Origin of the sequence: Pantoea sp. NSTU24, from assembly GCF_050157905.1 — a bacterium.
Classification (GTDB): domain Bacteria; phylum Pseudomonadota; class Gammaproteobacteria; order Enterobacterales; family Enterobacteriaceae; genus Pantoea.
Map to the genome: position 1 here is coordinate 2,795,751 of NZ_JBKIWZ010000001.1, position 12,777 is coordinate 2,808,527.

The 12,777-nt window shown below is 56.9% G+C and carries 8 protein-coding genes, 3 tRNA genes and 1 pseudogene; 4 read left to right on the plus strand and 8 right to left on the minus strand.

The genetic code is table 11. The annotated features are described in order from the left end of the window. Positions 1-8: 8 nt before the first annotated feature. The 3 genes and pseudogenes from amiB to nnr form a co-directional block, all read right to left on the minus strand. The gene (gene amiB, locus ACLHDD_RS13300; protein ID WP_427104490.1) at positions 9-1,676 is read right to left on the minus strand and encodes an N-acetylmuramoyl-L-alanine amidase AmiB; all 1,668 of its coding nucleotides are present in this window, start codon (positions 1,674-1,676) and stop codon (positions 9-11) included. After that, positions 1,673-2,149, minus strand: coding sequence for a tRNA (adenosine(37)-N6)-threonylcarbamoyltransferase complex ATPase subunit type 1 TsaE (tsaE, locus tag ACLHDD_RS13305; protein WP_427104491.1), 477 nt, complete (start codon positions 2,147-2,149; stop codon positions 1,673-1,675). Before tsaE ends, amiB begins: the two co-directional genes overlap by 4 nt. After that, positions 2,146-3,665, minus strand: a pseudogene (gene nnr, locus ACLHDD_RS13310) (bifunctional ADP-dependent NAD(P)H-hydrate dehydratase/NAD(P)H-hydrate epimerase). Before nnr ends, tsaE begins: the two are co-directional and overlap by 4 nt. Between nnr and queG the strand changes: the two are divergent. After that, positions 3,664-4,803 (plus strand): tRNA epoxyqueuosine(34) reductase QueG, encoded by a 1,140-nt coding sequence (gene queG, locus ACLHDD_RS13315; RefSeq protein WP_427104492.1) that lies wholly within the window; start codon positions 3,664-3,666, stop codon positions 4,801-4,803. The pseudogene nnr and the gene queG overlap by 2 nt on opposite strands. A gap of 350 nt (positions 4,804-5,153) precedes the next feature. Here the strand turns inward: queG and ACLHDD_RS13320 are convergent. The 4 genes from ACLHDD_RS13320 to orn all read right to left on the minus strand — a co-directional run bounded on the left by ACLHDD_RS13320 (position 5,154) and on the right by orn (position 6,132). Beyond that, positions 5,154-5,229 (minus strand) — tRNA-Gly (locus ACLHDD_RS13320). A 27-nt stretch (positions 5,230-5,256) separates the two neighbouring features. Next, positions 5,257-5,332, minus strand: a tRNA-Gly gene (locus tag ACLHDD_RS13325). 21 nt (positions 5,333-5,353) lie between these two features. Beyond that, positions 5,354-5,429, minus strand: a tRNA-Gly gene (locus ACLHDD_RS13330). A 154-nt stretch (positions 5,430-5,583) separates the two neighbouring features. After that, positions 5,584-6,132: an oligoribonuclease gene (gene orn, locus ACLHDD_RS13335; protein ID WP_427104493.1), complete on the minus strand. Its 549-nt coding sequence runs from the start codon at positions 6,130-6,132 to the stop codon at positions 5,584-5,586. 101 nt (positions 6,133-6,233) lie between these two features. Here orn and rsgA point away from each other — a divergent pair, with 101 nt between their 5' ends. From rsgA to mscM, 3 genes are all read left to right on the plus strand, one after another. After that, positions 6,234-7,283 carry a small ribosomal subunit biogenesis GTPase RsgA gene (gene rsgA, locus ACLHDD_RS13340; protein ID WP_427104494.1) on the plus strand — a complete coding sequence of 350 codons (1,050 nt, stop codon included), beginning with the start codon at positions 6,234-6,236 and terminating at the stop codon, positions 7,281-7,283. A 170-nt stretch (positions 7,284-7,453) separates the two neighbouring features. Further along, positions 7,454-8,353: an archaetidylserine decarboxylase gene (gene asd, locus ACLHDD_RS13345; protein ID WP_427104495.1), complete on the plus strand. Its 900-nt coding sequence runs from the start codon at positions 7,454-7,456 to the stop codon at positions 8,351-8,353. Between the two features lie 12 nt (positions 8,354-8,365). Then, positions 8,366-11,695 (plus strand): miniconductance mechanosensitive channel MscM, encoded by a 3,330-nt coding sequence (gene mscM, locus ACLHDD_RS13350; RefSeq protein WP_427104496.1) that lies wholly within the window; start codon positions 8,366-8,368, stop codon positions 11,693-11,695. A 46-nt stretch (positions 11,696-11,741) separates the two neighbouring features. Here the strand turns inward: mscM and mdh are convergent, their stop codons facing one another. Continuing rightward, the gene (mdh, locus tag ACLHDD_RS13355) at positions 11,742-12,680 is read right to left on the minus strand and encodes a malate dehydrogenase (protein ID WP_427104497.1); all 939 of its coding nucleotides are present in this window, start codon (positions 12,678-12,680) and stop codon (positions 11,742-11,744) included. Positions 12,681-12,777: the final 97 nt, after the last annotated feature.

The window sequence follows — 12,777 nt, forward strand, 5'->3', positions numbered from 1 at the left end:
GCACACAATCAGGATGCAGGGATTTTCAGGTTCTGCCCCAACATGACGTTGGTCGACTTCAGGTTATTGGTCTGCATTATTGCTTTCGGGCTGACGCCGTAGTGCGCCGCAATCCCGGTCAGGGAATCGCCGACGACGACCTTATGGCGAACCATACCGCGCGGAGCAGCGCGGGTGGTCCGGCTGGCGGCCGCACTGGCTGGCACTTTCAGCCGCTGGCCGATCCACACGACATCACGCTTCAGGGTATTCATGTCACGCAGCGTGGCCATGCTGACACCATACTTCGCGGCAATGCCGGAGAGCGTCTCCCCGCGCGTAACGGTATGCCGCTGCGTGGGGCCGGTATAGTGCGTCACCCCGGTCGCCGGATTACTGGCGACGCTCACCGCTGGCGACGAGCCCAGCGGCAGGTTTTCCTCCTTTGGGATGGATTGCAGCGGGTGCGCCAGGAAATAAGTGCGCAGACCTTTGTAGATCGACTGCGCAATCTTATCCTGGTGTGCGCTACTGCCTAGCAGTCGCTCCTCCGAGGAATTACTGATAAAGCCGGTTTCCACCAGCAAAGAGGGAATGTCCGGCGAACGCAGGACGCCAAGGCTGGCGTGCTCAGGCAGACGTTTGTGCAGCGAGGTGACGCTGCGCAGCTGCTGCAGGACTTTCTGAGCAATGTCATAGCCGACGCGCTGCGAGTGACCGAACTGCAGATCAAGTACCGCCTGGCTGAGATAAGGATCGGCCTGACTGTTGGCCAGCAGATCACCGGCACCGCCCAGTAGCTCAGACTGCTTCTCTTTCTGCTCCAGCCAGTTGGCCATTTCATTGTTGGCGCGACGGTTTGACAGCACCCAGACCGATGCGCCGGTCGCTGCATGGCTTGGGGCCGCATCCGCATGGATCGACACCAGCACGTTGGCATTAGCTTTACGCGCGACATCAGAACGTCCCATGACCGAAATAAAATAGTCGCCATCGCGTGTCAGCACGCCTTTAAACATCGGATCGTTGTTCAGCAGCACCCGCAATTTACGGGCGATCGCAATCGTCACGTTCTTCTCTTTCAGGCCGCGCTGGCCAATCGCGCCTGGATCCTGGCCACCATGTCCGGCATCGATGGCCACAATCACGGTGTCATTCTGGCTGACGCGACTGCCAGGACGCACGGTGCTGGCCGTGCTGGTCACCGCCGTCACCGGATTCGCATTGAACGGATTAGCCGCAGCAGCACTCTGAGCCGGCACAGGCGTTGGCGCGATCGCTGGTGCAGGCTCACTCTGCTTCACCACAGGCCGCTTGCCGGTAACGGTGAAAATCACGCTATAGTTGTTGCCGTCGCGCTGGGTGACCGCCCGGGTTTTCCCCGCCTGGGTCAGTTCAAACACCAGCCGCACACTCTGCTTGTCCTTTGGGGTACTGCTGCGAATGCGCCTGACGATGTTCTCACCGCTGAAGTTCAGCGGTAACCCCTGCACCACACCGCTCTGGCGGACGTCGAGCACCACGCGATCGGGGTTGTGCAGCGGGAAATAGCCATAGACCGGCTGTCCGGAAAAATTCAGGGTGATGGTTGCCTGGCTGTCACCGTTCGCCACTTTAATATCTGACAGCGTGGCGGCAAACAGCGGAGCAGAGACCAGCAGCAGTGACACCAGCGCGATTTTCATCCGTGACATCATGCCTGTTCCCTGCCCTGGCTGAAAAGTTCAACCCACTGCTGACCTGACGCGGATTGCGCCGTCAGCTCCGCTTCCCGCGCCTCGCCCACGTAGCGCAGCGTTAAGGTGAGGTCAGGCGACGGCAGAAATCCGGCGCCCTGCTGCGGCCATTCGACCAGACAGATCGCCTCACCGCTGAAATAGTCGCGGATCCCCATAAACTCCAGCTCTTCCGGATCGGCGAGGCGATAGAGGTCGAAATGGTAAAGGGTCCGGCCGGCCAGCACGTAAGGCTCAACCAGGGTATAGGTTGGGCTTTTAACGTTGCCCTGATGGCCCAGCGCCTGCAAAAAGCCGCGGCTGAAGGTCGTTTTACCCGCCCCCAGATCGCCATAGAGATAAATGACTGCCGCGCTGCCACAGGCGCGCGCCAGCTGAGCGCCCAAACTGAGCGTAGCCGCCTCATCGGGCAAAGGGATAACACAGGTCTTCATGCTTCTTTATTCATCTCAGGATTAACAAACTGCCACAGGAGATCCAGTAAATCGGTGGCCAGCATACCGCGCGTTCCACGCTGCGCCGCGACCGCATCGGCTGTGGCACCGTGCGCCACACAGCCCGCGCAGGCTGCATCAAACAGCGTCAGTTTCTGACCCACCAGCGAGGCGATGATGCCACTCAGAAGATCGCCCATTCCGCCAGATGCCATACCTGCATTGCCAACATCAGCAAAGGCCATTTCTCCCTGCTCGCTGGCAATCAGCGTACCGGCCCCTTTCAGGACCACGACACCACCATAACGCTGCGCCAGTGTCTTCGCTGCATGTAAGCGGTCACTCTCAATTTCACTGGTCTCAATATTAAGCAAACGCGCCGCTTCGCCAGGATGCGGCGTAATAATGCGATTCTGACGTTTCTCTGCACTGATTGCCAGCAGGTTAAGTGCATCCGCGTCCCAAAGCATTGGCTTTTGACTGCCCTCTACCTGCTTTAACGCCCGCTTTCCCCACTCCCGCTGACCCAGACCGGGACCGATGGCAATGACATCAGCCCACGCCAGCGCCTCCGTCAGCCGTTCATCGGTCAGTTCATCGACCATAATTTCGGGACGGGCGGTGAGAATCGGGATAATGTTATGTTTATGAGTAAGCACTCGCACTAACCCACTGCCGCAGCGCAGCGCAGCCTCAGCCGTCATGCGCACCGCTCCGGCCGTACCGGCATCCCCCCTACGACCAGCAGACGACCGTGACTGCCCTTATGCGAGGTAGGCTTACGTGGCTTAAGCCAGCGGGATAATGCGCGAGCATCGTAGCGGGCAATGGGTGCCGTCTCGCCTGCCAGAAAAGTAGCCAGCCCCAGATCGGCAAAATAGAGTTTGCCAATGTGATCACGTGCCTTGCCGGTAATCTGACCCGGCTTAAGCGCCACCAGACTCAGCGTATGGCAGGCATCTATGGTTGCCCCCGGTGCCGTGCCGTTGCGGGCCGATAAGCCGGACGGGATATCTATCGCGAGAACGGGTGCCGCATGAGCATTGGCTCGCGCAATCAGCGAGGCGTAAGGTTCGTCCGGCGCACGCTGGCAACCTGTCCCCAGCAAGGCATCGACAATCACATCGATCTGCTCTGGCCAGACCGCATCGGCGGCATGAATTTCACCACCTGCGTCCAGCCAGGCATCGCGTGCACGCTGCGCCGCTTGCGGTAACGCTTTGTCGCTTTCGCACGCCAGCAGCGTTACCGTTTTGCCTGCGGCCTGGCCCAGCCGCGCCACCACATAGCCATCCCCACCGTTATTGCCATGCCCGCACAGAATCAGCCAGTGGCTGGCCTGCGGCCAGTGCGCAGTCAGATGCATAAAAGCCGCCTGCCCGGCGCGTAACATCAGCTCATACAGGGTGATCCCGAGCGCATCGGCTCCCCTTTGCTCAAGCTGCGCCACCGCCTGCGCAGGCCAGACAGAATATGGTAAACTGCAACTGTTTTTCTTCGAATCCTGGTTACTCATGTCATACCCTCTCGATCTTGAACAACTCGCACAACAGATTAAACAGTGGGGCGCCGAACTCGGCTTCCAGCAGGTCGGCATCACCGATACCGATCTCAGTGCCGAAGAGCCGCGTCTGCAGGCGTGGCTGGACAAGCAGTATCATGGCGAGATGGAGTGGATGGCGCGACACGGCATGATGCGGGCGCGTCCGCATGAACTGCTGCCTGGTACGCTGCGTGTGATCAGCGTTCGCATGAACTACCTTCCGGCCAAAGCCGCCTTTGCCAGCACGCTGAAAAATCCCCGCCTGGGCTATGTCAGCCGTTATGCATTAGGCCGCGATTACCACAAAGTATTGCGCAATCGACTGAAAAAGCTTGGAGAAATGATCCAGGCGCATTGCAGCACACTTAATTTTCGTCCCTTTGTCGACTCCGCCCCGCTACTGGAACGTCCGCTGGCGGCGAAAGCCGGGCTCGGCTGGACCGGCAAACATTCGCTGATTCTGAATCGGGAAGCGGGCTCGTGGTTTTTCCTTGGTGAACTGTTGATCGACATTCCGCTGCCGGTGGATACCCCGCAACCGGAGCAGTGTGGCCGCTGTGTCGCCTGCATGACCATCTGCCCCACCGGCGCTATCGTCGAGCCCTACGTCGTGGATGCCCGTCGCTGTATTTCCTATCTGACTATTGAGCTGGAAGGCGCAATACCGGAAGCATTCCGTCCACTGATGGGTAACCGGATTTATGGCTGTGATGACTGTCAGCTCATCTGTCCGTGGAATCGCTATGGTCAGCTCAGTGACGAAAGCGACTTTTCGCCACGCGCCGCGCTGCATGCGCCGGAGCTGATCGCGCTGTTTCAATGGGATGAAGCGAAGTTTCTGCGTATCACCGAAGGTTCGGCCATTCGTCGGATTGGTCATTTACGCTGGCTACGCAATGTCGCCGTCGCGCTGGGTAATGCGCCCTGGTCGGCCGATATCCTGCCGGTGCTGGAAGGGCGTCTCGGCGAGAGTGAGCTGCTGGATGAACATATTCAGTGGGCAATTGCGCAGCAGCAGCAGAAACGCGAACAGCTCGTTATCGATGTGCAGCCAGCCCAGCAGAAACGGCTGGTACGTGTCGTTGAAAAAGGGTTACCGCGTGATGCGTGATTAACCAGCCCGGCAAAGATAAGCGTTTTCCACACGCTGTGAATAAAAATAAAAATCTGTTGTCATTCAACTGCAACAACGCTGAATTTGCTGTTAAATAACAAATTGAAATATTATCAAAAGCATATATATCAATGCTTTATAAAAAATTTGTGTTTATTTGATAATGAGACTAGCGCTTCGTTTAAAACATAAAGCTGTGGATAAGTCTGTTCAGAAACATTTTACAGATCGCGCTAATGGGCGCTAAGAATGGGGTGTCGCGCTGTGGATAACCTTCAGCAAACTATCAATACTCTCCGACGCAAACCAGCCGGACAAATTGACTGAAACAGAGAGGATGTTAAATCTGGAGCGGGAAACGAGACTCGAACTCGCGACCCCGACCTTGGCAAGGTCGTGCTCTACCAACTGAGCTATTCCCGCATAAAGAAGGGCACTGCTATATAAAACTGGAGCGGGAAACGAGACTCGAACTCGCGACCCCGACCTTGGCAAGGTCGTGCTCTACCAACTGAGCTATTCCCGCAAAGAGGGTACTGCTTAAATCTGGAGCGGGAAACGAGACTCGAACTCGCGACCCCGACCTTGGCAAGGTCGTGCTCTACCAACTGAGCTATTCCCGCGCCCTGTACCGTTACAAAATTCTTCACCGGTACGGGGTGCGCATTATACGAGAAATCGTTTCTGCTGCAAGCGTCTGAAAGCAAAATTTTTCGCTTTCTGCGCGTTTGCCGATTAAATCGTCAATGTGGCGATTTCATGCGCACCCCTTGCCGGTTAAAGCTGCAAAAAGTGTTCGCGATAGTAAGCCAGCTCCGCTACGGACTCACGGATATCATCCAGTGCCTGGTGTGTGCCGCCTTTTTTGAAGCCTGGCAGAATCGCCGGTTTCCAGCGACGGGCCAGCTCTTTCAGCGTACTGACATCCAGGTAGCGATAGTGGAAGTACGCTTCCAGCTCGGGCATATATTTAAACAGGAAGCGGCGATCCTGCCCGATGCTGTTGCCACAGATTGGCGAGGTATTGGCCGGCACCCACTGTTTAAGAAATTCAATGGTCGCCAGCTCCGCTGCGCGATCGTCGATTTTACTTTCTTTGACCCGCGCCACCAGACCGCTATTGGTGTGGGTCCGGACATTCCACTCATCCATCAGCGCAAGCTGTTCATCCGACTGATGAACGGCTATGACCGGCCCTTCCGCCAGAATGTTCAGGTTGGCGTCAGTCACCAGGGTCGCAATCTCAATAATGCGATCGTGGGTCGGATCAAGCCCGGTCATCTCAAGATCAATCCAGATCAGATTCTGTTCATTTCCAGTAGCCATGCTGTTTCCTGCGGTTGCTATAGTCGTCATTCACAATGAATAAGGTGTATCATAGACGTTTTGCCCAGCCGGGCGAAATCTGGCTAACGCTGTGAGGGTGAGTGAGTAAAAATAAACTGTCAAAGGGCCAACAACGCCGCGTAAGCGCAAACCACGATCGCCGTCTCAACCAGCGCAGAGAGCGTCCGGAAGCGGATGACAACCTGTTTGGTGAAGCTGCAGATGGGGTCGTTGTCAGCCGTTTTGGCATGCACGCTGACGTTGAGGATAGCGCAGGCGTCACCCACCGCTGCAACATCCGCCGGACTATCCGTTCGCTGGTCACGGGCGATCGGGTACTGTGGCGTCCGGCAACCAGCGGCGGCAAGGGTATCGTCGAAGCGGTGCATGAGCGCACCAGCGTCCTGACCCGTCCCGATTTTTACGACGGCGTGAAGCCGATGGCAGCGAATATCGATCAGATTATTATCGTCTCCGCCATCCTGCCGGAGCTGTCACTGAATATTATCGATCGTTACCTGGTGGCCAGCGAAACGCTGGAGATTGAGCCGCTGCTGGTCCTGAACAAAACCGATCTGCTGGATGATGAGGCGCGTCTTCGCGTTAATCAGCAGATGGATATCTATCGCCAGATTGGCTATCGCGTGGTGATGGTTTCCAGCCGGGCGAAAAAGGGTCTGGCCGATCTGGAAGCGGCGTTAACTGACCGTATCAGTATCTTTGCCGGTCAGTCAGGTGTGGGAAAATCGAGCCTGCTGAATGCCCTGCTCGGCTTCGACAAGGATGAGCAGTCCGCTATCCTGACAAACGACGTTTCCGATGGCTCAGGACTAGGCCAGCACACTACCACGGCCTCACGGCTCTATCACTTCCCGCACGGCGGTGATGTGATTGACTCTCCGGGCGTACGTGAGTTCGGCTTATGGCATCTGGAGCCGGAACAGGTTACCCGTGGGTTTGTCGAATTCCGTGCATTTCTGGGTGCGTGTAAATTCCGCGACTGTAAGCACGGCAGCGATCCGGGCTGTGCTATTCGTGAAGCGGTCGATGAGGGAAAAATTAACCGTTCCCGTTTCGATAACTACCACCGTATCCTGGAGAGCATGGCGCAGGTAAAAACGCGTAAAAATTTCCCTGACGGTGAGAGTTAACCGGTATAACCGCCTCTCAGCCATTCGCCGCTGAATTTTGCGAAATGTATTCCAGTCGTGCACAAGGAACGTGCAGCGTGCCGGAAATCGTATATAGTCGCGATCTGAACGGGGCACTGCTACAATCCGCCCCCTTTTTTTGTAACGTCATAAATAGCCAGGAGGCTAAGGTGTTTGATCGTTTAAAACTCGGCTTGAATCATATTCTCCCGAAGAAATGGCTGACTGAACTTGCCGGTTGGGGCGCCAGTCGCCGCGGTGGTTGGTTGACCAAACTGGTCATTGACATCTTTGTCTGGTTTTACAAGGTTGACATGGCGGAAGCACGCAAGCCTGACACGGCCAGCTACCGCACCTTCAATGACTTTTTCGTGCGTCCGCTCAAAGATGACGCACGTCCGGTCGATGCCGACGCCAGCCTGATCGCCCTGCCCGCTGATGGCGCGATCAGCCAGCTCGGTCATATTAATGGCGATCAGATTTTCCAGGCGAAAGGTCATCACTACTCTCTGGAAGCGCTGCTGGCGGGCGATGAGCGCATGGCCGCCCGCTTTGTGGAGGGTGAGTTTGTCACTACCTATCTGGCCCCGCGTGATTATCACCGTGTCCACATGCCGTGCAACGGCATTCTGCGTGAGATGATCTATGTGCCTGGCGATCTCTACTCGGTTAATCCGCTGACCGCACGTAATATTCCGAACCTGTTTGCCCGCAATGAGCGCGTGATCTGTTACTTTGAAACCGATATTGGCCCGATGGTGCAGATCCTGGTGGGTGCCACCATCGTTGGCAGCATCGAAACCGTTTGGGCGGGTACCATCACACCACCGCGTGAAGGGGTGATTAAACGCTGGCACTATCCGGCAGCCGAAGATGAAGGCGCGGTCGTCCTGCTGAAAGGTCAGGAGATGGGCCGTTTTAAACTCGGCTCAACCGTGATCAACCTGTTTGCGCCGGGCCGCGTCAAACTGGCGGAAAGTCTGGAAGCGGAAAGCAAAACCCGTCTCGGCCAGCCGCTGGCGATTGCGCTGCCGGTTGCCACAGACATATCTGACGTCACCACAGACTAAAGTGAGAGTCCTGTGCGCCCCATTCTCCTCCTGCTGCTGAGCCTCTGGCTCAGCAGCCCGGCCTCTGCGGCCAGCCTTCCTGACGCCAGCCAGCTGAAACAGCAGCTGGAAGAGATCAAATCAGCGAAAAGCTCCCCGACGCAGGCGGAGCAGATCCAGACGATCGAAGCTGCCCTGAATTTTCTCTCTGAACGCGATGAATCTCTGGAGCGCGCCGCGCAATACCAGCAGGTTATTGATGACTTTCCGCGTCTGGCGCGTGAGCTGCGCCAGCAGATTGCGGCACTGAGCGACAGCGGGAAAACGGTACGCAGCAACATGAGCAGCGCCGAGCTGGATCAGGAGATCCTGCAGGTCAGCAGTCAGTTGCTGGAAGAGGGCCGGCAGGCGCGGCAGGAGCAGGATCGGGCGCGGGAAATCAGTGACTCCTTATCTCAGCTGCCCCAGCAGCAGACTGACGCCCGCCGGGCGATGACGGAAAGTGAACGCCGGTTACAGGGTGTCAGCAGTACGTCGCCTCAGGGTCAGCTGCAACTGGCGGCCCGCCAGGCAGAAAACGCCGCCGATAAAGCACGCGTCGATGAACTTGAACTCGCGCAGCTCTCGGCCAATAACCGCCAGGAGCTGGCGCGGATGCGGGCGGAAGCCCATCAGCGAAAAGCAACTCAGCTGGATAACTATCTGCAGGCGCTGCGCAATCAGCTTAACGATCAACGGCAGCGTGAGGCGGAAGTGGCGCTGGCGCGCACCGAACAGCTGGCCGAAAACAGTGGCGATCTGCCGCCAGCGATCAGCGATCAGTTCCGGGTCAACCGCGAACTCTCTGGTGCTCTGAATCAGCAGGCGCAGCGCATGGATCTGGTGGCGTCGCAGCAGCGTCTTGCCACTAACCAGATTATTCAGGTCCGTCAGGCGCTCTCTACCCTGCGCGAACAATCACAGTGGCTGGGTGCCTCGAATCTGCTGGGGGAGGCGCTGCGGGCCCAGGTCGCGCGTCTGCCGGAAATGCCAAAATCTCAGCAGATTGACAATGAGATGGCGCAGCTTCGCGTGCAGCGTCTCTATTACGAAGATCTGCTGGAACGCCAGGAGGCTCTGCGCAAAGGACACCAGGCTGATGGCCAGGCCTACACGGCCGATCAGAAACGTATTCTTGATGCTCAGCTCCGCACCCAGCGTGAGCTGCTTAACTCCCTGATTTCCGGCTGCGATACGCTGATCCTGGAGATCACCAAACTGAAAGTCGGTAATACCCAGCTGCAGGATGCGCTAACTGAGGTCAAAGATGCGACCCACCGCTACCTGTTCTGGACCGCCGATGTCAGCCCGATTAGCCTGAGTTATCCGCTGGATCTGGCGAAAGATCTTTCCCGCCTGCTGTCGCTGGATACCCTGGGTCAGCTTGGCAAAGCGATGGCAATGATGTTTACCAGCCGCCATTCAGTGCTGCCCATTATTGGCGCCCTGCTGCTGGTCGGCTTCAGCATCAGTTCACGCCGTCACTTTAATGCGTTTCTTGCGCGCTCCGCCAGCAAAGTGGGGAAGGTCACACAGGATCGCTTCCGCCTGACCATCAGGACGGTGTTCTGGTCGATTCTGGTGGCGCTGCCGCTGCCGGTGTTGTGGGGGGCGCTGGGTTATGGCCTGCAGAACGCCTGGCCCTACCCTATCGCCGTGGCGATTGGTGATGGCATTACCGCCACACTGCCCCTGCTGTGGGTCTTTATGATCAGCGCCGCCTTTGCCCGCCCTAACGGCCTGTTTATTGTCCATTTCCGCTGGCCGCAGAACCGGGTGGCGCGCGCCATGCGCTACTACTCGCTGAGCATCGGCCTGATTGTGCCGCTGATCATGTTACTCATTGCTTTAGGTAATCTGGAAGATCGCCAGTTCTCCGCGTCTCTGGGCCGTCTCTGCTTCATTCTGATCTGTGGCGCAATCAGTATTGTCACGGTAAGCCTGAAGCGTTCCGGCATTCCGCTCTATCTCGATAAAGAGGGGAATGGCGAGAACATCGTGAATCGGATGTTGTGGAATCTGATGATCGCTATGCCGCTGATGGCAGCGCTTGCCTCTGCCGTGGGGTATCTGGCGACCGCGCAGGCACTGCTGGCGCGTCTTGAAACCTCTGTCGCCATCTGGTTCCTGCTGCTGGTCATCTATTACATCATCCGTCGCTGGATGCTGATTCAGCGGCGCCGGCTGGGCTTTGACCGGGCCCGACAGCGTCGTGCCGACATGCTAGCCAACCGGGCCCGCAGCGAAGAAGAGAAAGAGCAAGGCACTCAGAACACAGACGCGATCGAAATCGAAGAGCCGGTCATCGATCTGGATGCGATCAGCGCCCAGTCATTGCGGTTGGTGCGTTCTATCCTGACGCTAATCGCCCTGGTTTCTGTCATTGTGCTCTGGTCGGAAATCCACTCCGCCTTCGGCTTCCTGGAGAATATTCAGCTATGGGATGTCAGTACTTCTGTACAGGGGGTGGAGTCGATTCAGCCGATCACCCTTGGCGCGGTGCTCATCGCCATTCTGGTGTTTATTATCACCACCCAGCTGGTGCGCAATATGCCTGCGCTCCTCGAACTGGCGCTGCTGCAGCATCTTAATCTGACACCCGGCACAGGCTATGCCATCACTACCCTGACCAAATACCTGTTGCTGCTGGTTGGCGGTCTGATCGGGTTCTCGATGATCGGGATTGAGTGGTCAAAGCTGCAGTGGCTGGTTGCGGCGCTTGGTGTAGGACTGGGGTTTGGTCTGCAGGAGATTTTTGCCAACTTTATCTCTGGTCTGATCATCCTGTTTGAAAAGCCGATCCGCATCGGCGATACCGTGACGATTCGGGACCTGACCGGCAGTATCACCCGGATTAATACCCGCGCGACTACCATTACCGACTGGGACCGCAAAGAGATTATCGTGCCGAATAAAGCTTTTATCACCGAGCAGTTTATTAACTGGTCGCTGTCCGATTCTGTCACGCGTGTGGTACTGACTATTCCGGCCCCAGCCAAAGTCAGCAGCGAGCAGGTTACCACCATTCTGATACAGGCGGCTGAACGCTGTAGCTATGTGCTGGATACGCCACAACCGGAAGCCTTTCTCGTGGATCTGCAGCAGGGTATTCAGCTGTTTGAGCTGCGCGTGCATGCCGCAGAAATGGGGCATCGGATGCCGCTGCGCCATGAGCTGCATCAGCTGATTCTGAGTGGATTCGATCAGCACGGTATTGAAATGCCGTTCCCGCCTTTCCAGATGCGGATGGAAACCCTGGGTAAGAAGCTGCCTGCCAGCAACGGTACGCCAGCTGCCCGCGCCTATAAATCTGGCGGTCTGTAAGGCAAAACGCCCGGCTGAGTCGGGCGTTTTCATTCTGTACGATGCGTTACTGCTTAACGAACGCTTCACCCTGAGCAATATCTTTCTTCAGCGTCTCCAGCATGCCGGAGAGCGCCTGCTGTTCATACGCGCTAAGCGTGCCAATCGGCCTGCGCTCTGCAATACCCTTTTTCCCCAGTAGCAGCGGCTGTGAGAAGAAGCGTGCATGTTCGCCATCCCCTTCCACATAAGCACACTCCACTACATCTGGCTCACCTTTCAGCGCACGTACCAGAGACAGACCAAAACGTGCCGCAGCCTGGCCCATCGACAACGTCGCCGATCCGCCACCCGCTTTGGCTTCCACTACTTCAGTTCCTGCGTTCTGAATTCGCCTGGTTAAATCGGCAACCTCCTGATCGCTAAAGCTGACGCCATTAACCTGGGATAACAGCGGCAGAATCGTTACGCCAGAATGACCGCCAATGACCGGGACTTCAACCTGATCAGGTTGCTTGCCCTTCAGCGCCGCAACAAAGGTGTTAGCGCGGATGATGTCCAGCGTTGTGACACCGAACAGACGATTTTTGTCATACACGCCGTGCTTTTTCAGTACTTCTGCTGCAATGGCTACTGTGGTATTGACCGGATTGGTAATGATGCCAATTAACGCCTCAGGCGCAGTCGTTGCCACCTGGTCAATCAGGTTACGAACGATACCGGCATTCACATTGAACAGATCTGCGCGATCCATACCGGGCTTACGGGCAACGCCAGCGGAGATAAGAACCACATCCGCGCCCCGTAAGGCCGGTGTGGCATCTTCACCGCTGAATCCCTGAACAGACACGGCAGTCGGAATATGACTGAGGTCAACGGCAACGCCAGGTGTAACCGGCGCGATGTCATACAGTGAGAGTTCTGAACCTGCAGGAAGCTGGGTTTTGAGCAGAAGTGCGAGCGCCTGGCCTATGCCGCCAGCGGCACCGAGAACGGCAACTTTCATTCTTAACTCCTTATTAAGGTGGGGCAGAGATGGGCCGAAATTCTATCTGTGTCAGACCTTAATCAACTGCTCAGGCAATGATAATTATCCGCTGTTA